Source organism: Microbacterium sp. 22242 (assembly GCF_052045495.1).
In the GTDB taxonomy this organism is placed as follows: Bacteria; Actinomycetota; Actinomycetes; order Actinomycetales; family Microbacteriaceae; genus Microbacterium.
Window position 1 is genome coordinate 40730 of the sequence record NZ_JBQEOZ010000009.1, and the last position, 21630, is coordinate 62359.

Genomic DNA, 21630 nt, shown 5'->3' on the forward strand with positions numbered 1-21630 from the left:
GGAACACCATGGCAGGAAAGTTCGAGCTCTACGAGGACAAGAGCGGCAAGTGGCGCTTCCGCCTCAAGGCCGGCAATGGCGAGATCATCGCCACCGGTCAGAGCTACTCCTCCAAGTCCGGGGCGGTGAACGGCATCGACTCCATCCGCCGCAACGCGGCCGACGCCGAAGTCGTCGAGACCGAGGACTGAGCTGAGGGTTGCGAAGGCGCCGTCCCGGTGGGGCGGCGCCTTCGTCGTGTCCGCCGACCGCGGCCGATCCTCAGCCGGCGAGCGAGCGGGCGAGCGCCATGTACTCCGCCGGCGAGGCGTTCGGCAGGTACGCGCGGCCGATCGCCAGGCCGATCGCCGGCAGCTGGCCGTTGTCCGCATAGAACAGGTACATCGGCCGGTAGTCCGGATTGAACTTGCCCTTGTAGCGCAGCAGCGACGCGAAGCCGTATGCGGGCTCGAGGACCCGGCTCAGCCAGCCCAGCAGCCGCTTGATCGCGTTCGACTCGTCGTCGCCGCCGTCCGCGGTCTGCGCGAGGGGCGCGCCGGACAGGCTCATCACCTGCAGGCCGAGATCCTTCATGTGCAGCGCCGCCGAGGCGATCGCGAACTCCATGACGCCGGGCATCGCGCCGTCGGCCCGGCGCATGAAGTCGAGGGTGCGGCCGATCAGCTCGCCCTCCCGCCACACCGGCATCCAGCTGGTGACCGCCTGCAGCTCGCCCTCGGGGCCGATCGCAAGCAGGATCGCGACGTCGGGATCGCGCAGCTCCTCCATGCCGCCGAGGGTGAAGCGCATCTCGGGCAGCGCCTTCTCCGCGATCCACTGCTCGCTGAGCGCGTCGAGCTGGACCACGAGACCGGCCGGCAGCTGCTCCCACGTGGTCCACAGCGTGGTCAGGCCGTCGCGCTGGCCGCGGTTGTACGGCTGGCGCACCTTGGCCCACACCTTCCCGGTGAGCTCGAACCGCTCGAGCGGCACCACCGTCTCCTCCGCGACGGAGATGCGCTTCCAGCCCAGTCCGCGGAACGCGGGCGCGTACTCCTCATGGGTGCTGTAGAACACGGCGGTCCAGGCGTTCGAGTCGCAGAAGTCCAGGAACCCGCGGATCGTGCGCTCGGCGTCGCCGGGCAGGCACACCGGATCCCCGACGGCGATCGCGATGTCGGAGACCACCCGGTAGGCGACCGCGCCACGGCCGTCGCGCGTGAACCAGTGGTCGTTGCCCTCCCACGTGCCCATGAAGCCGAGCGTGCCGCCGTCGGTCTCCCGCAGCTGCGCGCGGAAGCGGTCCGTCTCGTCCGCGGTCTTCATGGACCGGCCGCGCAGCAGGCCCAGCATCGCCGCCGCGAAGACGAGCCAGAACAGCCCTCCCACGTCGCGGTGCAGCGCACGGGGCAGGCCGACCAGCGTGGTCCGCGAGCCGGGATGCCCGATGCCGGTGGGCAGGAACCGCCGCAGCGTGCCGCCGAACGTCGGCCAGAACGAGGCCGAGTGCGTGGCGTTCATCACCAGCATCATGTCCGCCCCGACCAGTACCACGAAGGCGATCCCGATGATGGCGGCGAACCTGGCCACGGCCCTGCCCGAGGCGCGGACAGCGAACCGCCGGTGGGTGACCGCCAGCAGCACGCACATCGCCACCGGGATCAGGATCGCGAGCACCGAGAAGCCGGGGAACTGCCGATCGATCGTGACCACGTCGGCGGGGTGCGTCAGCTCGCGCACCGCCACGCTGATGCCGGTCAGCAGCGCCATCACGGTGTTCACGCCCATGGCGAGGAACCAGGCGGCGCGGCGTCCCGAGCGCAGCCCCCAGGCCGCGACGAGGCTGAGCAGGAGCGGGACGAGGCTCATCAGCACGTATCCGGTGCCGGCGGCGACCGCGGTGCTGACGCTCGTCACGCAGCGGTCGGATGCGGCGTCCGCGCAGCTGTCCACGATTCCGGAGATGTCGATGCCGCGCAGCCCCGCGATCACGGGCGCGAGCGGTCCGGTGCCGACCCCGGTGATCAGCACGATCAGCGGGCCGAGCCCGGTGACCGCGACCATCGCGGCGATGAGGGTCCTGGTCTCCCGATAGGAGCTGCGGTGCCAGGCGGCCTTGGCGTGACCGCTGGTGAGGATCACGCCCGCGATCAGTCCGATCAGGGCCGAGAACAGCCGGTACACGCTGTCGGAGTCGCCGCCGTACAGGGTGAAGGTGAGCAGCAGCGAGAAGCCGATGAGCCTGATCCGGCGACGGTACAGGGCGGGTGCGTACGCGCTGCCGGCCATGACCGCGCCGATGATGCCGACCGAGGGGTCGAACACCTGGCCGCGCGCGTCCACGCGCGCCCAGATCTGCCCCCACGACCACGCCAACGTCTGGACCCCGACCCCGACCAGCACGCCGAGGGCGCCGCTGACGAGGAAGACCAGCCCCGTGCGGAGCGTGCCCATCAGCCGCTCCGCATAGGCCAGCAGCGTCAGCGCCAGAACGAGGGCGATGATCAGCTCGCCCCAGGAGTCCGGCACGAGCAGCGCCGTCACCGGCGTCCACCACTGGCGCTCCCTGCCGAGCGTGAGCGGGCTGGCGCCGAGCCAGTCCGGATGCTCGCCCCACAGCGTGCCGAAGGCGAGCCCGGTCACCACGAGCAGCGCGCCCAGCCCGACGGCGAACGGATGCCGGAGCACGAAGCGCCGCACGCGGACCGCCGCGGCGACCGTCGCCGCGCGAACAGAGAACGTCATCCCGCCGCCAATCCCCAACGGGGAAAGAGTATCGAGAAAGCCTTCGCGAGTCCTCCCCGCAGACCGGGCCCTGTGTGCGTCGCGTTCGGGACGAGGTAGAACGTGGTCTGGAATCCTGCCGCCTCCGCCAGGCCGGCGGAGACGCGGTTGAGCGGACCGTACTTCTTGTCCAGCGCGCCGGCGCAGAAGATCGCGTAGTGCCCCGCGTACTCGCCCGGGTGCTCCTTCAGGATCGCCGACGGCTTGTTCGCGTCGAACGCCGCCTTGTCGCCCTTGTAGACGGGCGTGAGCACCGATGCCGGGTCCGAGGATCCGGCCCAGGGCTCGCCCGACGCCGTCGCGATGTTCCCCCAGATGTCGGGGTGCCGCGCGCCCCACATGAACGCGCACGCGCCGCCGTTGGAGTAGCCGGCGATCGTCCAGTACTTCGCGTCCTGCAGCACGCGCAGATGCGTGCGGATGTAGTCCGGGATGTCCTTGTTGAAGTAGGTCTCCACGCCGCCGTACTTGGCGGAGTCGACGCAGCCGGGGTTCTGCGTCTGCGAGCCGAGCTGGTCCGCGATGACCACGATCGGCGCGAGCCCGCGGTTCTTCGCGGCGAACTCGTTCATCACGTCGACCATCGGGTGCGGGCTGGGCCATCCCGGCAGGCCCATCATGAACACGACCACGGGAAGCGGGGGTGGATCCTTCACGAGGGCGGCCGGCGGCATGTAGATCGTGGCGGAGCGGGGCTTGAACCCGTCCGAGGAGGTGATCGCGTGCGAACCGGTGAGCGCGCCGTACCGGCCCTGCGATGGCAGATCCGCGGGCGGCGTCCACGTCTTGTAGAGGGGCGTGGACTCGTCCACGGGCGTCGTCTGCGGCGGCGCGAAGTGATCGAGCGCGCTCAGCGTGTTGATCCCGAAGATGTCGCCCAGGCTGCGGTCCAGCCCGAACGCCTGGTTGATCCCGAGGAACATCGACAGCACCGACGTGATGACGGTCAGGATCGCGAGGGCCTTCTGCCACCGCCGGGAGGCCCACAGTGCGGCGACGGACAGGCCGATCGCCGCGAATCCGGCCGTGGTCCACCACTTCACGGTGACCGGCATGGGCACGCCGAACGCGTCCGACGCGTCCACCCAGACCACCAGGAGCCAGCCGAGGAGAGCGCCGGCGACGATCCCGATCGCCATCCGGACGACCCAGCGCCGCCGCAGCGGACGGATCAGCAGCCCGATCACGCCGATGGCTGCGAGACCCCAGATGATCCAGGGCACCGGCCCGTCGACCAGATCCAGATCCAGCAGCCAGCGCAGCATGAAGGGTCCTCGTTCTCCCGCCCTCCCGGGCGGGGGCGACCTCTCATCGTAATCGGTCGCTGCTCGGCGAACCGATGGGCCGTCTCTGCCGGGGCTCGGAGAATCCTATGACCTGATCGGGACCGGCCCCGGCCCGTCGGGAGTGCTCGGGGCCGGTCCCTGTCGTGCTCAGAGCACGCGCGCCAGGAAGTCCTTCGTGCGCTGGTGCTGCGGGTTCGCGAGAACCTCGTGAGGGTCGCCCTCCTCGAGGATGTGCCCGCCGTCCATGAAGATCAGCCGGGACCCGACCTCGCGGGCGAAGCCCATCTCGTGCGTGACGACCATCATCGTCATGCCCTCGTCCGCGAGCGTGCGCATCACCTGCAGCACCTCGCCCACGAGCTCGGGGTCGAGCGCCGAGGTCGGCTCGTCGAAGAGCATCATGTCCGGGTTCATGCACAGCGCCCGCGCGATCGCGACGCGCTGCTGCTGGCCGCCGGAGAGGTGGCTCGGGTAGGCGTCGGCCTTGTGGCCCATGCCCACGCGGTCCAGCATCGCCTTCGCGACCTTCTCCGCCTCGGCCTTGCTGCGCCTCTTCACCTGGCGCTGGGCGATCGTGAGATTGCCGAGCACGTTCATGTGCGGGAACAGGTTGAAGCTCTGGAACACCATGCCGATCCGGGTGCGGACCCGGTCGATGTCGGTCTCGGGATCGGTGATGTCGATCCCCTCGATGACGATCTTGCCGCCGGTCGGCTCCTCCAGCAGGTTCACCGAGCGCAGCAGCGTCGACTTCCCCGATCCGGACGGTCCGATCACGCAGACGACCTCGCCCGCGCGGACGGTCAGGTCGATGCCCTTGAGCACCTCGTTGTCGCCGAAGTGCTTGACCAGGCCCTGGATGTCGATCGCCGGGGCGCTCGTCACAATCAGGTCGGTGCTCATCTCTGCCTCGCCATCCTGCGCTCAAGCCATGCGACGAACCGGGTGAGCGGGATCGTCACGATCAGATAAAGGACGGCGGCCACGACCAGCGGGGTCGAGTTCGCGTTCTGGGTCGCCGCGTCCCGGGCGAACATCGTCAGGTCCTTCGACCAGACGAAGGCACCCGCGATGAACAGCAGGGACGTGTCCTTGAGGAGCAGCACGAACTCGTTCGTCAGTGGCGGGATCACGATCCGGAAACCCTGCGGGATGACGATGAAGATCATCGTCTTGATCGGGGACATTCCCAGAGATCGGGCCGCCTCCGTCTGTCCCTTCGGCACAGCCTGCAGACCTGCTCTGATGGTCTCCGCCATGTATGCGGAGGCGACCAGGATCAGACCGATGAGGCCGGCGCCGACCGGCCCCCCAGGCAAGCGCCAGCCGAGGCCGATCGGAATCATGAACGCCATGGCGAAGATGGTGAGCAGCGCGGGCAACCCTCGGAACAACTCCACCCAGGCCGTGGCGAACCACTTGAACGGGCCGACGGACGAGAGCTTCATCAGGGCCAGCGCGATCCCGAGGATCAGGCCACCGGCAAACGCGATCAGCGTGAAGACGATGGTGTTGCGCAGACCGACCGTGACGATTCCCGGCCACATGGCCGCAGCGATCTCGCCGTTCAGGAACTGTTTTGCGATGCGCGGCCAGTTCGTCGCCAGGATGAGCGCGATGATCGCCGCCGCGAACAACGCGTAGATGGAGAAGCGGTAGATCCGCGCTCTGGTGCGTTTACGAAGAGCCATGTGCGTTGGTCAGGCCCAGGGTCACTTCGCCGTGAAGTACTTGTCGTAGATCGTCTTGTATTCGCCGCTGTCCTTGAGCGCCTTCAGCTGGGCGTCGACGTCCTTGCGCAGCGCATCCTTCTCGCCCTTCGAGAAGGCGAACCCGTAGGACTCGTTGGTGTTGTACGTCTGCACGATCTTGTAGTTGCTGTCGGCCTTCTCGTGCACCAGGTTCACCGGCTGGTCCTGCAGGATCGCGTCGATCTGCCCGGCCTGCATCGCCGGCCACAGTTCGCCGTCCGACGGGTACTGCACGAGGTTCGCGCCCTTGGCGTGCTCCTTCGCGTAGTTCTCGCCGGTGGTGCCCTGCTGCACGCCGACGTTCTTTCCGCTCAGGCCGTTGATGTCCTTGATGCCGGAGCCGGTCTTCACGAGCAGGGACTGCAACGAGTCGTAGTACGGGGCAGAGAAGTCGATGTTCTTCTTACGTGCGTCGGTGATCGTCATCGCCGAGGCACCCATGTCGCACTGCCCCGCGACGAGCGCCGTGCCCGACTGCAGAGAGTCGAAGTTCGTGACCTGGATCGAGACTTTGAGGTCGAGCTTCTTCGCGATCGCGGTGACGAGGTCCACATCGAAGCCCGAATAGCCGGACGGGCTGCTCTTGTCCTCCTGCTCGAACGGCGGGTAGGGGACGTCCGAGCAGACCGTCAGGGTCCCGGCATTGACGAGGCCGTAGTCCTTGCCACCGCTGCTGGCGGACGGGTCTCCGCTGCCGCCGCTGCTCGAGGAGCAGCCGGCGAGGGCGAGGGCGGCGACAGCCGCGACGGCAAGGGCAGAGGCGATCTTCGATCGACGTTCCATTATTCGACTCCTGTGTCGAGGACGCGGTGGTCCGCGTGCGGGTTGCCACAATCTTGACATGGCGTGATTACGGGGATGTGCCGGCGCCCGGCCTGTGGGCGTCTCGGTTCGGCGTCGGAGCACCGCGGTTCGCGGAATCCCGGGGGTCCGCGGCATCCAGGACGCGCCGAATCGTCTGGAATACGAGACAGAGACTGACGCAGGACGCGGAGCGCGGCCTCCCCGCCCCTCCGCATCCGGTGTCTACACCTCGAAGTCGACGGCCGTGCGCGCGCCGACCACCGACCGCACGTAGGCCACGACGTCCTGATGCGCGGGGTGCACCTGATACGCCTCGAGCCCGTCGACATCGTCGAAGTCGGCCACCAGCGCGACGTCCCAGTTGGCGTCCGGGTACGCCGTGTTGACGCCGGTGGAGAGCGCGCGGATCTCGGGCACGACGCCCACCAGCGCCGCGAGGCGCGACGCGACTCCTGCCGCGTGCTCGGCGCGCACCGCGGGATCCTCGGCCGCCATCTTCCAGCTCACCACGTGTCGCAGCGTCATTCCGTCTTCCCTTCCGCCGCCTTCGCGGTGAGCGTCTCGCGCAGCCGGTCCGGCGAGATCCGCCAGTGCCCGTGCACCTCGTCGTCGATGAGGAGCACCGGGATCTTCTCCCAGTACCTCTCGTACAGCTCCGGGTCGTCGTGGATCGACAGCTCGGTGATCTCGATGTCCTCGGCCAGGGCGTCGGGCAGCTCCGCGATGACCGCATCGACGACGTCCGAGGCCACCTCGCACAGGTGGCAGTCCGGCTTGCCGATCAGGGTGAGCGAGATCACGGCGCCGGCGTCTCGACCGCGTGCCCCTCGGCGATCCATTCCGCCGTGCCGCCCTCGACGTTGGTCGCGTCGTAGCCGCGCGCCTCGAGCGCCTCGACCACGCGGGCGGATCGGCCGCCGAGCTGGCAGATCACATCGAACGCGCCATCCGGGAGCTCGTGCAGCAAGTCGCCGAGCTCGGACATCGGCAGGTTCACCGCGCCGGGCACGTGACCCGCCGCGAATTCGCTCCTCTCACGCACGTCGATGAGGGGCGTCTCGGTGCGCTCGGCCAGCTGGGCGACGGTGATCGACTTCATGGATCCGATTCTTCCAGACGCCCGTGACGCGGGCCGCGAGAAATCACTTCGAGCATGAGACCCACCTACACAGGACAGGTCTCATGCTGGATCTGGTTTCTCGCGGTGCGGGTCGGTTGGTCCCAGGATGCACGAAGCGCCCCGGCGATCGTGACGATCGGGGGCGCTCAGTGACTTGCGCGCTACGCGCGGCCGCTCACTTCTTGTTGCGGCGCTGGTGGCGAGTCTTGCGAAGCAGCTTGCGGTGCTTCTTCTTCGCCATGCGCTTGCGGCGCTTCTTGATGACAGAACCCACGGAAACCTCACTAAGTCAGGGGCTGGGCGTCGTACCGACGACGCCCGGGATCGAGACACGGAAAAATGCCTCAGAGCAGTCTAGCGCACCGGGCCCGTCCGCCTGACGCGGCCGGAGTCCTCGCCGCGTTCGGTCGCGGTCAGGGGCAGCGGAGCGAGGATCAGCCCGCGTCCGAGAGGGGCTTGCGCAGCGCCTCGGTGACCGCGGACTCCGGCACCCGGTAACTGCGGCCGAAGCGGATCGCCGGGAGCTCGCCGGCGTGGACCAGGCGGTAGACCGTCATCTTGGACACGCGCATGATCGCCGCGACCTCGGCGACCGTCAGGAACTTCACGTCCGGAAGCTGTTCGGGCATCCCCAGCTACCCCCTCTCCCGTCACGCACCCTGCGCGGCGGGTTGCGACCACTGTAGGGCGTGGCCGGGACGCGTGTAAACCCGTGTGGTCCGTGTGATGGAAGGGATTCGCAACGACAGGGCGCCGGCGTCACCTTCCAGCGTCCGGATCCGCTGTCGGGCGCGCTCAGGCCCCGAGCCGCTTGAGGGCGGTCTGCACGACGTGCTTGGCGGAGGCGGCCGCACGGCCGACGACCTCGGCGGCGTGCGCCGCGCCGTCGGGCAGCGGCGGAACGACGCCGAGGCCGGAGAGGTCCGGGGCCGAGTCGCCGTAGGCGTCGGCGAGGAAGGGGACGAGCCAGTCGTCGACCGCCTCCAGGGGGCCCGCCTCGATGCTGTAGAAGCGGCGCTGACCGTCTTCGCGGACCGTGACCAGCCCCGCTTCGCGAAGCACCTTGAGGTGCTTGGACACCGTGGGCTGGCTGATGCCGAGCTCGCTCACGATCTGCGTCACGCTCGTGCCGGCATCCCCGTCCGCGGACCGCTGGCGCAGGAGCTGAAGAATGTCCCGTCTCGTGCCGTCGGCGATCACGTCGAAGATGTCCGTCATGCCTTCACAGTAGCCGCGCCGAGGGCGGAGTACCATGACGAAGGCCCTGCGGGCGGAGGATCGGAGGACCGAGGACATGCCGCGAACGCACGCCGCGCGATCCTTCTCCGAGGTCGCACGCCGCACGATCCGGCTGGGCAAGACGATCACCACGTCTTCCCCGTCCCGCTTCGCGATCGTGGTGTTCTCGGCGCTGATCCTGATCACCACGGCGCTGCTCTCGCTGCCGATCGCGAGCGCCGACCGCCGGGTGACGCCCCTCGCCGACGCGCTGTTCACCGCGGTCTCCACGATCTGCGTGACAGGCCTGTCCACGGTCGACATGGCGACGCACTGGTCAGGGTTCGGGCGCGCCGTGATCTTCGTCGGCGTGAACATCGGCGGCCTGGGCGTGCTCACTCTGGCGAGCGTGATGGGCCTGGTGATCTCGAAGCGGCTGGGGCTGCGCGCGAAGCTCATCGCCGCCGGCGACACGAACCCGATGCGAGCGCACGGCGGCCCGGTGAACGAGAGTCAGACCGTGCGGCTCGGCGAGGTCGGCGAGCTGCTGCGCACGGTCGCGATCTCGGCGTTCGCGATCGAGGCGGGGCTGATGATCCTGCTCTACCCGGCACTGCTGCTGTCGGGGACGGATCCGGTCACCGCGCTGTGGGAGGCGCCGTTCTACGCCGCGATGGCGTTCACGAACACCGGGTTCACGCCGAATCCCGGGGGTCTCGCCCCCTTCGCGAGCAACTACTACGTGCTCAGCGTGCTCATGCTCGGCGTGTTCCTGGGCAGCCTCGGGTTCCCGGTCATCTACACGTTGATCCGGCAGCGCTGGCACGTGCGGCGCTGGTCGCTGCACACCAAGCTGACGCTCATCACGACCGTCCTGCTTTTCGTCGCGGGTGCGGCCGTGTTCCTGCTGCTCGAGTACGACAACCCGAAGACGTTCGGATCCATGGACGCCGGCGACACGGCCTTCCAGGCCTTCTTCATGTCCGCGATGACGCGCTCCGGCGGGTTCAGCGTCGTGAACGTCGGCGACATGAACGGATCCTCGCTGCTCGCCGGATCCATGCTGATGTTCGTCGGCGGCGGCTCCGCCTCGACCGCCGGCGGCATCAAGGTCACCACGCTCGCGGTGCTCGCCCTCGCCGTGATCAGCGAGGCGAAGGGCCGCCCCTCGGTGCAGGCGTTCGGTCGGCGGATCCCCTCCGACGTGCAGCGCGTCGCCCTCAGCGTCGTCGCCTGGGGTGCCACCATCGTCGCCCTCGCCACCATCGCGATCGCGCAGATCACGAAGGCTCCCGTCGACGAGGTCCTCTTCGACGTGGTGTCCGCCTTCGGCACGGTGGGGCTCTCCACGGGTGTGACCGAGAACCTCCCCGACGTCGCGACCTACATCATGGCGGCGGCGATCTTCATGGGGCGCGTTGGTACAGTGACACTCGCCGCGGCGGTGGCCGCGACGTCCCGCACGCAGCTGTACTCGCTGCCCGTGGAAAGGCCGATCGTTGGTTGAACTGCTGCGCAACGACGCTCCCGTGCTGGTGATCGGCCTGGGCCGCTTCGGCGCGGCGTGCGCCGGCGAGCTGGACAGGCTCGACCGCGAGGTGCTCGCGATCGACACCAACCTCGAGCTGGTGCAGAAGTGGTCCGAGCGGGTCACTCACGCGGTGCAGGCCGACACCCGCAACATCGACGCGCTGCGTCAGGTGGGCGCGCAGGACTTCTCGGTCGCAGTGGTCGCGGTGGGCTCGTCGATCGAGGCCTCCGTGCTGATCACCGCCAACCTCGTCGACCTGAAGGTGCCGCAGATCTGGGCGAAGGCGGTGTCGCAGTCGCACGGCAAGATCCTCGCCCGTGTCGGCGCGAACCACGTCGTCTACCCCGAGCGGGAGGCCGGTGAGCGCGTCGCGCACCTCGTCTCCGGACGCATGCTGGACTTCATCCGCTTCGACGACGACTTCGCGATCGCGAAGATGTATCCGCCGAAGTTCATCCGCGGCGTGGGCCTGAACCAGTCCGGCGTGCGCAGCAAGTACAACGTGACCGTCGTCGGCGTGAAGAGCCCGGGCAAGCCGTTCCGCTATGCCGAGGCGGACACGGTCGTCACGAACCACGATCTCATCATCGTGTCCGGCACGAACGGCGACATCGAGCGGTTCTCCTCGCTCGACCGCTGAGGACCGGTCGAGCGCTCGGCCGCTGCGGACCCGCTCGGCCGCTGCGGACCCGCTCAGGCTCCGGCGGCGAGTTCCCGCGCGCGGGCGAGCGCCGCGTCGGTCGCCCGCGCGAACAGGTCATCCAGGCCGCCGTCCTGCAGCACCGCGATCGCTCGCTCGGTGGTGCCCTTGGGGCTGGTCACGCGGCGGCGCAGCTCGGCCGGATCCTCCTGGGAGGCCTCGAGCAGCGCGGTCGCGCCGATGAACGTCTGCTCCGCCATGAGCCGGGCCTCGGGCTCGGCGAAGCCCTTGCCGATCGCGGCCTTCGTGAACTCCTCGATGAGCAGGTAGACGTAGGCGGGACCGGATCCGGAGATCGTGGAGAGCGGATCGATCTGCTCCTCCGGGACCTCGATCACGGACCCGACGGTCTCGAACAGCCGGCGCACCAGGGCGCGCTCCTCCTCGGTCACGGCCTGGGCGGCGGCCAGGCCGGTGACCGCACGGCCGACCGTCGCCGGCGTGTTGGGCATCGCGCGGAGCACGCTCGCGCCCTCGCCCAGGGCCCCGGCGAAGGTGGCGAGGGTGACCCCGGCGGCGATGCTCACGACGATCGCGTCCTCGCGCAGGTGCGGGGCGATCTCGGCGAGCAGCTCAGGGACCATCGCAGGCTTGACCCCGACCACGACGATCCGGGATCGTGCCGCGACCGCGTTGCCGTCCGGCTGCTCCGCCAGCGCGATCGACCGGACGCCGTCGAGTCCGGCGAGCTCGGCGGCGCGCTCCGGCGTCCGGTTGGTCGCGGTGATCCCGCCGTCCACCGGGATCCCGCTCGCGACCAGGCCGCGGAGGATCGCGCCTCCCATCGAACCGGCACCGACGAACGCGACAGAGGGGAGGGCATCGACCATGCCGCCATCCTACGAGCCGGTCCGGACGCGCGACGGGCGAACGCCCGCGGGAGAGCCAGGCGAACCGGCGCAGCGGACATAAACTCGAGGCATGAGTGCATCCGGTGGCGGCAAGGCGATCCTGGCGGCGTTCCTCGCGAACATGGGGATCGCACTCGCGAAGATCGTCGCCTGGCTGCTCTCCGGATCCGCATCGATGCTCGCCGAGGCCATCCACTCGATCGCCGACTCCGGCAACCAGCTGCTGCTCATGCTGGGCGGACGCAAGGCGAAGCGGCGCGCCGACCGCGAGCACCCGTTCGGCTACGGCCGCGAGCGGTTCGTGTCGGCGTTCGTCGTCTCCATCATCCTGTTCTCGGTCGGCGGACTGTTCGCCGTGTACGAGGGCGTGCAGAAGCTCATCCACCCGCACGAGCTGGACAGGACGTGGTGGTGGCTGCCGCTCGCGGTGCTGGTGGTCTCGATCGCACTGGAGTCGTTCTCGCTGCGCACCGCCGTCAAGGAGAGCAACCAGGTCCGCGCCGAGGACCAGTCCTGGATGTCGTTCATCCGCCGCGCCAAGGCCCCCGAGCTGCCGATCGTGCTGCTGGAGGACACCGCCGCGCTCACCGGCCTCGTCTTCGCCCTGCTCGGCGTGGGCCTCACACTCCTCACCCACGACCCGCTGTTCGACGCGCTCGGCACGCTGATGATCGGCCTGCTGCTCGTGATCATCGCGATCGTGCTCGGCATCGAGACCAAGAGCCTGCTCGTCGGCGAGGGCGCCTCGGAGGCCGACTTCGACCGGATCGTGGACGCGATCCTGGCCGGCGACGAGGTCGAGAAGCTCATCCACATCAAGACCCTCTACCTCGGCCCCGACGAGCTGATGGTGGCCGCGAAGATCGCGCTCCCCTCGGACAAGACCGTGCGCGCCGCCGCCGACGACATCGACACGATCGAGCGGCGGATCCGTTCCGACGTGCCCGCGGCGCGCGTCATCTACCTCGAGCCCGACGTCTACCGCCCTTCGCTGGACCCGTCCCCCTCGACGGACGCGTTCGTGCTGCGCTCGGCGGACTGACCGCCGGCGCGGGACGGGCGCCTGAGGCGTTCTCGATCGCGTCCGCTGCGTCAGCGCGCGCGGCCGTCGCTGCCCGGGCGCACCGGTCAGCGCCGCGACTGCGGGACGCGCCGATCAGCGCCGCGACGCGAAGAACGCCTGCAGCTGCGCCGCGGCCTCGGCTTCGCGGATCCCGCCGACGACCTCCGCCCGGTACGGCAGCCTGCGGTCGCGCAGCAGGTCGTAGCGCGATCCGGCCGCCCCCGCCTTGTCGTCCCAGGCGCCGAACACGACCCGGCCGATGCGTGACTGCAGCACCGCTCCGGCGCACATCACGCACGGCTCCATCGTGACCACCAGGGTGCAGCCCTCGAGGTTCCAGGATCCCTGCGCCGCCGCGGCCGCCCGCAGCGCGACGACCTCCGCGTGGCCGGTCGGATCCGCCGTCTCCTCGCGGTTGTTGCGGCCCTCGGCGATGATGCGTCCTTCCGCGTCCAGGACGACGGCGCCGACCGGGATCTCCTCCGCCGCCGCCGCGTCCGCGGCGAGCGCGAGAGCACGGGTCATCGCCGCGTCGTCGGTCACCGGTCCTGCTGCGCTCACGGGTCCTCCCGACGCCCGAGCCTAGCGGCACGGCACGATCCGGACCCCGCAGCACGATCCGGATCCCGCAGCCCAGGGCGGGACAGTAGCCTGTACCTATGCGTGTGCATGTCGCCGACCACCCTCTCATCACTCACAAGCTGTCGGTGTTGCGCGACCAGCGCACCTCATCGCCGGTGTTCCGCCAGCTCACCGAGGAGCTCGTGACGCTGCTCGCCTACGAGGCGACCCGGAACGTCCGGGTGTCGCCCATCGAGATCACCACGCCGGTCGCCACCACGACCGGGGTCAAGATCTCCGAGCCGCGGCCGATCGTCGTGCCGATCCTGCGTGCGGGTCTCGGCATGCTCGAGGGCCTGGTCAAGCTGCTGCCGACCGCCGAGGTCGGCTTCCTCGGGATGGTCCGCGACGAGACGACCTTCGAGCCGACCACGTACGCCGAGCGCCTGCCCACCGATCTCAGCGGTCGCCAGTGCTTCGCGATCGACCCGATGCTCGCCACCGGAGGCTCGCTGGCCGTCGCGATCCAGTTCCTGCTCGACCGCGGCGCCGACGACGTGACCGCGATCTGCCTGCTCGGCACTCCCGAGGGCGTCGCAGCGATCGAGAAGCTCGTCGGCGACCGCAACGTCACCCTGGTGCTCGGCGCGCTCGACGAGCGTCTGAACGAGAAGGGCTACATCGTGCCCGGTCTCGGCGACGCCGGCGACCGGCTCTACGGCACCGTCTGACCGGCCGCGGTCAGCGCAGACACCTCGAGGATCTCGGCCTCAGAGTGCATCGGCGACCTCCCACGACCCGACCGGGGGTTCCTCCTCGAGCGTCCCGGCATCCGGCGCCGTCTGCTCGCGATCGGCGCCCACGAGGTGCGCGAAGGCGCTCAGCCGGGCGACGCCCTCCGGCGTCCACGGCAGATCGTCCAGCAGCGCCGGCGAGTGGATCAGGTAGGCGGCGACCTTCGCCCGAGAGATCGCGACGTTCAGCCGGTTCTGCAGCAGCAGGAACTCGGGCCCGCGAGGCGCGTCCCGTCCGCTCGACGCGGCGAGGGAGGTGATCGACACCACGGCCTCTTTGCCCTGGAAGTTGTCCACCGTGCCGACCGCGACGTCGCCGAAGCCGGCCTCCGCCAGCGCGTCGTGGATGAGCTGCTTCTGCGCGTTGTACGGCGCGACGACGATGAGGTCGGCCGGTTCGAGAGGCCGGGGGCCCCCGCCGGCCATGCTGTCCGTGTACGACCGCCCCGCGAGATCCCGGACGATGCGGACGACCTCCGCGGCCTCCTCCGGCGACTGCGTGGCGTTGCCGCGGTGGCGCACGGGGCGCACGTGCAGGCCGGAATCGACGCCCTCGATCCGGCGCCGCTCCGCACCCTGCGCCGAGGCGAGGGCCCCCGCGTAGGCGAGTACGGACACGGGAGCGGCGACCGCGGGATGCATGCGCCAGGATCGGGCCAGGAACGTCCCGTGCGCCGGGTCGATGACGGCGCGGTCGTGCATGACCCAGCCGAGCGCCGAGGTGTCGACGGGCTCGGGGTGCGTGCCCTGGCTCACCTGGGGCAGCTGCTGCGGATCGCCGAGCAGCAGCAGGCGCTGCGCTCCGGCGGCGACGGCGATCGTGGACGCGAGCGAGAACTGCCCCGCCTCGTCGATCACGAGCAGGTCGAGCTCCCCGCGCTGCACCCGGCGGGTCAGGCTGAAGTCCCAGGCCGTGCCGCCGATGACGCAGCCGTCGCCGGCCCCGGCAGGACCGTGCTCGGCGAGGAAGCCCGCCATGCCGTCCTTGCGGATCACGGTGTACGCCGGCTCGTCCTGGGGGTCCTTCGGCGCCTTCGCCACCTGCGCCGCCGGGACGCCCGCCTCGACGACCCGCTCGAGCAGGTTCTCCACGATCGCGTGCGACTGCGCGACCACGCCGACGCGGTAGCCGTGCTCGTTCACGAGCCGCGCGATCACGTGCGAACCGGTGTAGGTCTTGCCGGTGCCGGGAGGGCCCTGCACCGCCAGGTAGCTGCGATCGAGGTCGAGGACCCCGGCGACGATCGCGTCCACGGCGTCTGCACCGTCGCCCGCCGCCGTGTCCTCACGGCTCTCCGCAACCGGGACGACCGGGATCGGGGCGACGGGGATCGGGCGGCCGGACACGGTGCGAGGCACGGCCCGGCGAAGGATGTCGGTCGCCGCGTCCTCCGGGAAGCCCGGTGCGGCGGACAGCACGGAGCCGGCCCACTCCTCGATGGCGCCCTGCAGCGAGAAGACCCGCGGCGGGGAGGCCGGGGTGAGCGCGAGCGGCAGCTCTGCCCAGGTCTGCCCGCCGATCGAGCGCTCGCGGATCCGGTAGCCGTCGTCGAGCACTTCGACGATCTCCACCTCGTGCGGCACGTGGATCACCCTGGCCGGGAACTCCCCGAAGAACGGCGCGGGGGCCGCATACAGGGCGAACGGCGTGCTGCCCACCCCGAGCGTGCTCCCCGGCGCGAGCTCGCCGCGCAGATCGACGAGCCGGGTCACCGCGCGGGCGCCCTCCTGCAGATCCCACTCCTGCACCGCGACGGAGCGATCCGGATCCACCCGCAGCACGTCGCGCGTGGACTCCCACAGCGTCACCGGCTCGCGCAGCCGCTGGAAGTGCGAGATCCAGAAGCTCTTCGCCTCTCGCGGGAAGTAGTCGATCGCCGCGGCCGCGACGCGGTGCGGCTGGCCGTCGCCGCCCTCGGCCTGCACGCGCTGCGCCTCGGCCTGCAGCGCGAGCGACAGCGGCGAGGGCTCGTAGGCGCGGGTCTCCGGCTCGTCGGGGGGCGCCGGCAGCACGCCGGCTTCACGGGCCAGCCCGATCAGCCAGTTGCGCAGGCGACGGGTCGACACGCAGTCGTAGCGGTTGTAGTCGGCGAGATCGGCGAGGATCGCGTCCGCCTCCTCCGTGCGGCCCTCCGCCGCGAGGGACCGGGCCTGCACATACTGGACGATCGAGTCGTCGCCCTTCTGCACGTCGCTGGTGCGCACCTCGGCGCCCATGTAGAGCGGCTCGAGCTTCTTGATCGAGTACGAGCGCGACCCGACCTGCACGGTGCGCAGCACGATCGGATACAGGTCGACGAACACCCCGTCGCGCAGCAGCCGGTCGACGTCCGCCTCGCCCACGCCGTACCGCTCCGCCATGTTCTGCAGGTGCGAGGTCTCGTAGGGGGCGTAGTGATAGATGTGCAGGTCGGGGTGCGCCGCGCGCCGCGCCTTCACGAAGTCGAGGAAGTCGAGGAGCGCCTGCTTCTCGGCGGCGAAATCGTGCGCCCACAGCGCGGAGTACTGCTCCGCGTCGTCGACCCAGCCGAACAGGTAGTCGAGCCCCCAGGGCCGCCCCTCGCCCGGCTCGGTGTACAGCGGATCGCCCTCGAAGTCGAAGAACAGGTCGCCGCGACTGGGACGCGGCATCAGGCCGATCGCCGCGGCGGAGACCACCTCGAACGGCGGCACGACGACCTCGGCCAGGCCGCCGGCATCCCCCTCCTCGCCCGCCTCCTGCGTCGCCCGCATCGCCGCGAGCTGCAGCCGGGCCTGCGCGCGGAGGGTCTGGAACGTCTCTGCGCTCATCCCGTCCGGACCGTGCTCGGCGGCGGCGAGGTCGTCGATCGTGAGGATCCCCGCGGTGCGCAGCCGGGCGCGCTGCACCGAGCGCAGGCGCGCGACGAGCAGCAGGTCGCGATGCGCCTCGACCTCGATCTCGCAGGTCGCGCAGCGGCCGCATGCGACGATCTGCAGCTCCCCGCGGTCATCGCCCCACGCGAGCGGCGCCCCCGCGGCGCCCTCGTCGATCCGCCGGTCGGCGATCAGCGCGCGCAGCCGCGCCCGGCGCACGTGGAACAGCGGCAGCAGGTCGCGCACGGCGTGCGTGCTGATGCTGCGGTCGCCGAGGATCAGGTCGACCTCGTCGGAGCGGGGGATGCCGAGACGGTCGAGCTGATCGACATATGCCGCCAGCTGCATGAGCGCGGTGACCCGGGCGGTGCGGGCGAGCTTGGAGTCCTGCACCCGCCAGCGGCCGTCCGGATCGCGGAGCAGGAAGTCGGCGAAGCCGACGAACTCCGGGGTGCGGAAGGCGGCCTGGTAGATCACCGTCGCATCCGAGCGCAGTGCGCGCTCGGTCTCGGCGACGATCGCGGCCAGCGCCTGGGCGTCCGTCGAGGACACCTTCGGCAGCTCGACGACGCCGCGTCCCCCGTCGACCGAGACGCCGTGCTCGGCGAGGTAGTCCTGCAGCACCACCTGCTCGTGCGCATCGCCCATCGCCGCGGCTCGCGCCAGCGTCGCGTCCTCAGGATCCTCGACCGCCTCGATCCTGCCCAGCTTGGCGTCGAGCGCGCGCACCCATGCGAACTCGCACTCCGCCGCGAGCTTCAGATCCGTCGCGCTCCAGATCACGGTGGCGCCCCCGGCGCCGGCGTCGCGCGCCGGGTCGGATCCGGAGGGGGTGATCACACGCACGGGAGCTCCTGTCGTTCGGCGACGCCCGATCGGGCCGTCGCTTCGACCCTAGACGGGGCCGCCGACATCACCGCCCGTGCTGCGGTCAGGCGCTCAGCGCCACCAGGTGTCGTCCGGTGTCACCGGCTGGCGCCGCTTGTGCGCGGTGGCGAGATAGCGCGCCTCGATCCGCTCGGCCACGTCGGCGGCGACCGGCCGGCCCTCGAGGTAGTCGTCGATCTGCTCGTACGTGAGGCCGAGCTCGTCCTCGTCGGTGCGACCGGGGGTGGCGTCGAGGAGGTCGGCGGTGGGGACCTTGACGACCAGCTGCTCCGGCGCCCCCAGTACGCGCAGCAGCGCGCGGCCCTGCCGCTTGCTGAGCCCCGCGAGAGGGGTGAGGTCGCACGCCCCGTCGCCGAACTTCGTGAAGAAGCCGGTCACCGCCTCGGCCGCGTGGTCGGTGCCGATGACGAGCAGCCCGCGCTGACCCGCGATCGCGTACTGCGTGACCATGCGCAGCCGCGCCTTGATGTTGCCGCGGTGGAAGTCGGCGACCGCCCCGAGCCCCGCCGCCGTGAGATCCGCCTCCAGGCCGCCGACGCCGTGCTGGATGTTGACCTCGAGCGGCTCGTCGGGGGCGATGAACGCCATCGCGACCGCGGCGTCTGCGGCGTCGCGCTGCACCCGGTAGGGCAGGCGCACGGCGATGAACACCGCGTCTCCGCCCTCTGCACGGACCTTCTCGCACGCGAGCTGGGCGAGCCGCCCGGCGAGCGTGGAGTCCTGACCGCCGGAGATCCCCAGGACATACCCCTTGGCACCGGTGTGTCGCAGGTAGTCGACGAGGAAGCCGACCCGCCGGTCGATCTCGGCGGCCGGATCGATGTCGGGGCGCACCCCCAGGTCGGCGGCGATGTCCTGCTGCAGCGTCATGCTTCTCCTTCGGTCGTGGAACCAGTATCCAACGGCGACGTTTCGCGTGCGTGAACGCCTGCGAGGATGGATCCATGAGACTCCTCGTCGCCGCCCTCGCGTCCGAACTCCAGGCGTTCCCCGAGAGCCTGGACGGCTTCGACCGCCTCGTGACCGGACCCGGGAAGCTCAAGGCGGCCTACGGGCTGACCCGCGCACTCGACGCGACCGTGTACGAGGAGGTCGTCGTCGTCGGCACCGCCGGCGGCGTGGATCCGCAGCTCCCCGGCGGGGTCTACGAGATCACCGCCGCGATCCAGCACGACGTGCAGGATCTGGACGGAGTGGTCGGCCGGCACGTCTCGCTGCCGGCGCGCGTCGCGACGGGCCGCGAGGGCCTGGTGATCGCGACCGGCGACAGTTTCGTCGACGACGCCGCGGTCGTGGAGCGGATCCAGGGCCTCGGCGGCGTGCTCGTGGACATGGAGACCTACGCCTACGTCTGGGTCGCCGACCAGTTCGGCGTGCCGATCCGCGTGCTCCGCGCGATCTCGGACACCGCGCAGGACGGCGCCACCACGGTCTGGGACGAGACCGTCGCCGCCTGCAGCGTGCAGCTGCGCGAGCGCGTCAGGGACGAGTACGGGGTCTGACCCCGGACCGCCGGCGGTACCGTGAGGATCATGACCGGTGACCTCTCCGCCGCACCCGGCGGGATCGACATCCGCGCCGTCGGCTCCGTCGCAGAGGCCGCCGCCGTCGCCCGGGTGCTCAGCGAGGTGTGGGGCGGCCACGGGGCCGGCATCTCGGCCGATCTGCTGCGGGCCCTCGCGCACGCCGGCGAATACGTGGTCGGCCTGTACGACGGCGAGCGGATGATCGGAGCCTCCGTGGGCTTCTTCGGACCGCCGGCGTCGCGCACCCTGCACTCGCACATCACCGGCATCCTTCCCGGCTACCAGGCCCGCGGCCTCGGTCGGGCGATCAAGCAGCACCAGCGGGACTGGGCGCTCGCCCGCGGGGTGGACCGTCTCACCTGGACCTTCGACCCGCTGATCGCCCGCAACGCGCACTTCAACCTGACCGTCCTGGGTGCCAGGGTGACGGAATACCTCGTCGATCAGTACGGGCCGATCGACGATGAGATCAACCACGGCGACGAGTCCGACCGGCTCCTGGCGTCCTGGGAGCTCACAGCGCCGCGATCCGGGCAGCCGACGGGCGTCGTCGCGGCCGTCCCGATCCCGCGCGATGTCGAAGCCGTGCGCCGGGAGTCCGCGGCCGAGGCGAAGGCCTGGCGCCGGCGTGTGCGCGACCGCTTCCTCGAACTGCTCGCGGAGGGGCTCGTCGTGGGCGGGTTCGACGACGAGGCCGGCTATCTGTTCGTGCGTCCCACCGGAAGCGGCTCGGCGACCCCGATCTGAGCCGTCGCGCCATCCCCGGATCGCGGCGAGCCCGCGTAGCCTGAGGCCATGCCTGTGGTCCAGCCCGTCGCGCCCGTCACGCTCGAGAGCATCGAGCTGCGGGTGCTGCACCTCCCGCTCGTCTCCCCGTTCACGACCTCCTTCGGCACCGAGTCGGTGCGCGAAGTGATCGTGGTCAACGCGAGAACCGGCGAGGGCGAGGGCTGGGGCGAGATCGTCACCCAGTACGAGCCCTACTACTCGAGCGAATACACGCAGGGCGCGTGGGACGTCGCCCAGCGCTTCCTGGTCCCCGCGCTGTTCCAGGCGCGCACGTTCGCACCCGAGGACGTCGCCGGCATCCTCGCGCCGGTCGTCGGACACCGCATGGCGAAGGGCGGGATCGAGCTGGCGATCCTGGACGCCGCACTCCGCGCGCAGGGGCGTCCGCTCGGCGAGTACCTCGGGGCGGTGCGCGACCGGGTGCCGAGCGGGGTGTCGGTCGGGATCCAGCGCGACCCCGCCGCGCTCGTCGACGCCGTCCGCGGCTACCTCGACGAGGGGTACGTGCGGATCAAGATCAAGATCAAGCCCGGCCGCGACGTCGCGGACACCGCCGCCGTGCGCGACGCGTTCGGCGCGATCCCGCTGCAGGTCGACGCGAACTCCGCCTACACCCTGGCCGACGCCGACACGCTCGCCGAGCTCGACCGGTTCGATCTGCTGCTCATCGAGCAGCCGCTGCAGGAGGACGACCTCGTCGACCACGCGACCCTCGCTCGCCGGCTGAGCACGCCCGTCTGCCTCGACGAGTCCATCACCTCGCTGAAGGCCGCACGCGATGCCCTCGCGCTCGGGTCCGCCGCGGTCGTGAACATCAAGGCGGGACGCGTCGGCGGCTACCTCGAAGCGGTGCGGATCCACGACCTGTGCCGGGATGCCGGCGTGCCCGTCTGGTGCGGGGGCATGCTCGAGACCGGCATCGGCCGCGCCGCCAACGCCGCCCTCGCCGCGCTCGAGGGCTTCACCCTGCCCGGCGACATCTCCGCCTCGAGCCGGTTCTACACCCGCGACATCGTCACCGAACCGGCCGTCATCGAGGAGGGGCACGTGCGCGTTCCGACCGGCGCGGGTCTCGGCGTCGAGATCGACCGCGTGGCGCTGGACGACGTCACCGTCGAGCGCGTCGAGCTGCGTCCCTGAGCGCGCCGGG

At 70.5% G+C, this 21630-nt stretch carries 23 protein-coding genes; 8 read left to right on the forward strand and 15 right to left on the reverse strand.

Annotated elements, in window-relative coordinates; translation table 11 throughout:
* Window positions 1–8 precede the first annotated feature (8 nt).
* The gene (locus tag ACTJJZ_RS11255; RefSeq protein WP_440721281.1) at window positions 9–191 is read left to right on the forward strand and encodes a YegP family protein; all 183 of its coding nucleotides are present in this window, start codon (window positions 9–11) and stop codon (window positions 189–191) included.
* A 70-nt stretch (window positions 192–261) separates the two neighbouring features.
* Here ACTJJZ_RS11255 and ACTJJZ_RS11260 read toward each other — a convergent pair whose 3' ends face one another.
* The 11 genes from ACTJJZ_RS11260 to ACTJJZ_RS11310 all read right to left on the reverse strand — a co-directional run bounded on the left by ACTJJZ_RS11260 (window position 262) and on the right by ACTJJZ_RS11310 (window position 8942).
* A complete protein-coding gene (locus tag ACTJJZ_RS11260) occupies window positions 262–2724 on the reverse strand; it encodes a bifunctional lysylphosphatidylglycerol flippase/synthetase MprF (RefSeq protein ID WP_440721282.1) in 2463 nt (820 codons plus the stop codon).
* Complete coding sequence (locus ACTJJZ_RS11265; protein WP_440721283.1) at window positions 2721–4028, reverse strand: alpha/beta hydrolase-fold protein; 1308 nt, start codon at window positions 4026–4028, stop codon at window positions 2721–2723. Before ACTJJZ_RS11265 ends, ACTJJZ_RS11260 begins: the two co-directional genes overlap by 4 nt.
* A gap of 168 nt (window positions 4029–4196) precedes the next feature.
* Window positions 4197–4952 (reverse strand): amino acid ABC transporter ATP-binding protein, encoded by a 756-nt coding sequence (locus ACTJJZ_RS11270; protein WP_440721284.1) that lies wholly within the window; start codon window positions 4950–4952, stop codon window positions 4197–4199.
* Window positions 4949–5686, reverse strand: a complete 738-nt coding sequence (locus ACTJJZ_RS11275) for an amino acid ABC transporter permease (protein ID WP_440721285.1) — start codon at window positions 5684–5686, stop codon at window positions 4949–4951. Before ACTJJZ_RS11275 ends, ACTJJZ_RS11270 begins: the two co-directional genes overlap by 4 nt.
* A 75-nt stretch (window positions 5687–5761) precedes the next feature.
* The gene (locus ACTJJZ_RS11280; RefSeq protein WP_440721286.1) at window positions 5762–6583 is read right to left on the reverse strand and encodes a transporter substrate-binding domain-containing protein; all 822 of its coding nucleotides are present in this window, start codon (window positions 6581–6583) and stop codon (window positions 5762–5764) included.
* A gap of 243 nt (window positions 6584–6826) precedes the next feature.
* Window positions 6827–7129, reverse strand: a complete 303-nt coding sequence (locus ACTJJZ_RS11285) for a Dabb family protein (RefSeq protein WP_440721287.1) — start codon at window positions 7127–7129, stop codon at window positions 6827–6829.
* On the reverse strand, window positions 7126–7404 hold the full coding sequence (locus ACTJJZ_RS11290; protein WP_440721288.1) for a glutaredoxin family protein: 279 nt from the start codon (window positions 7402–7404) through the stop codon (window positions 7126–7128). The genes ACTJJZ_RS11285 and ACTJJZ_RS11290 overlap by 4 nt, the downstream gene beginning before the upstream one ends.
* Window positions 7401–7703 carry a rhodanese-like domain-containing protein gene (locus ACTJJZ_RS11295; RefSeq protein ID WP_440721289.1) on the reverse strand — a complete coding sequence of 101 codons (303 nt, stop codon included), beginning with the start codon at window positions 7701–7703 and terminating at the stop codon, window positions 7401–7403. The genes ACTJJZ_RS11290 and ACTJJZ_RS11295 overlap by 4 nt, the downstream gene beginning before the upstream one ends.
* A 196-nt stretch (window positions 7704–7899) precedes the next feature.
* Window positions 7900–7998 carry a 30S ribosomal protein bS22 gene (locus ACTJJZ_RS11300; protein ID WP_003792170.1) on the reverse strand — a complete coding sequence of 33 codons (99 nt, stop codon included), beginning with the start codon at window positions 7996–7998 and terminating at the stop codon, window positions 7900–7902.
* 160 nt (window positions 7999–8158) lie between these two features.
* Window positions 8159–8353, reverse strand: coding sequence for a helix-turn-helix domain-containing protein (locus tag ACTJJZ_RS11305; RefSeq protein ID WP_440721290.1), 195 nt, complete (start codon window positions 8351–8353; stop codon window positions 8159–8161).
* A gap of 166 nt (window positions 8354–8519) precedes the next feature.
* Window positions 8520–8942: an ArsR/SmtB family transcription factor gene (locus ACTJJZ_RS11310; RefSeq protein WP_440721291.1), complete on the reverse strand. Its 423-nt coding sequence runs from the start codon at window positions 8940–8942 to the stop codon at window positions 8520–8522.
* Window positions 8943–9018: 76 nt separating this feature from the next.
* Between ACTJJZ_RS11310 and ACTJJZ_RS11315 the strand changes: the two genes are divergently transcribed.
* Both ACTJJZ_RS11315 and ACTJJZ_RS11320 read left to right on the forward strand, forming a co-directional pair.
* Window positions 9019–10449: a TrkH family potassium uptake protein gene (locus ACTJJZ_RS11315; protein WP_440721292.1), complete on the forward strand. Its 1431-nt coding sequence runs from the start codon at window positions 9019–9021 to the stop codon at window positions 10447–10449.
* Window positions 10442–11113, forward strand: coding sequence for a potassium channel family protein (locus ACTJJZ_RS11320; protein ID WP_440721293.1), 672 nt, complete (start codon window positions 10442–10444; stop codon window positions 11111–11113). The genes ACTJJZ_RS11315 and ACTJJZ_RS11320 overlap by 8 nt, the downstream gene beginning before the upstream one ends.
* A gap of 53 nt (window positions 11114–11166) precedes the next feature.
* Here the strand turns inward: ACTJJZ_RS11320 and proC are convergent, their stop codons facing one another.
* Window positions 11167–12003, reverse strand: coding sequence for a pyrroline-5-carboxylate reductase (gene proC / locus ACTJJZ_RS11325; RefSeq protein WP_440721294.1), 837 nt, complete (start codon window positions 12001–12003; stop codon window positions 11167–11169).
* 91 nt (window positions 12004–12094) lie between these two features.
* On the opposite strand from proC, the gene ACTJJZ_RS11330 reads away from it, so the two are divergent.
* Window positions 12095–13066 (forward strand): cation diffusion facilitator family transporter, encoded by a 972-nt coding sequence (locus ACTJJZ_RS11330; RefSeq protein WP_440721295.1) that lies wholly within the window; start codon window positions 12095–12097, stop codon window positions 13064–13066.
* Window positions 13067–13180: 114 nt separating this feature from the next.
* On the opposite strand, the gene ACTJJZ_RS11335 is transcribed toward ACTJJZ_RS11330, so the two are convergent.
* On the reverse strand, window positions 13181–13648 hold the full coding sequence (locus ACTJJZ_RS11335) for a nucleoside deaminase (RefSeq protein ID WP_440721296.1): 468 nt from the start codon (window positions 13646–13648) through the stop codon (window positions 13181–13183).
* A gap of 98 nt (window positions 13649–13746) precedes the next feature.
* Here ACTJJZ_RS11335 and upp point away from each other — a divergent pair, with 98 nt between their 5' ends.
* A complete protein-coding gene (upp, locus tag ACTJJZ_RS11340) occupies window positions 13747–14379 on the forward strand; it encodes a uracil phosphoribosyltransferase (RefSeq protein ID WP_440721297.1) in 633 nt (210 codons plus the stop codon).
* Window positions 14380–14418: 39 nt separating this feature from the next.
* On the opposite strand, the gene ACTJJZ_RS11345 is transcribed toward upp, so the two are convergent.
* Both ACTJJZ_RS11345 and nadE read right to left on the reverse strand, forming a co-directional pair.
* A complete protein-coding gene (locus tag ACTJJZ_RS11345; RefSeq protein WP_440721394.1) occupies window positions 14419–18117 on the reverse strand; it encodes a TM0106 family RecB-like putative nuclease in 3699 nt (1232 codons plus the stop codon).
* 99 nt (window positions 18118–18216) lie between these two features.
* Window positions 18217–19035, reverse strand: a complete 819-nt coding sequence (gene nadE, locus ACTJJZ_RS11350; protein ID WP_440721298.1) for an ammonia-dependent NAD(+) synthetase — start codon at window positions 19033–19035, stop codon at window positions 18217–18219.
* Between the two features lie 74 nt (window positions 19036–19109).
* Here nadE and ACTJJZ_RS11355 point away from each other — a divergent pair, with 74 nt between their 5' ends.
* From ACTJJZ_RS11355 to menC, 3 genes are read left to right on the forward strand one after another with little or no spacing between them, the layout of a single operon-like run.
* Window positions 19110–19667, forward strand: coding sequence for a phosphorylase family protein (locus ACTJJZ_RS11355; protein ID WP_440721299.1), 558 nt, complete (start codon window positions 19110–19112; stop codon window positions 19665–19667).
* A gap of 30 nt (window positions 19668–19697) precedes the next feature.
* A complete protein-coding gene (locus ACTJJZ_RS11360; RefSeq protein WP_440721300.1) occupies window positions 19698–20438 on the forward strand; it encodes a GNAT family N-acetyltransferase in 741 nt (246 codons plus the stop codon).
* A gap of 48 nt (window positions 20439–20486) precedes the next feature.
* Entirely contained in the window at window positions 20487–21620 is a 1134-nt protein-coding gene (menC, locus tag ACTJJZ_RS11365) for an o-succinylbenzoate synthase (RefSeq protein WP_440721301.1), read from the forward strand.
* The last annotated feature ends 10 nt before the right edge of the window (window positions 21621–21630 follow it).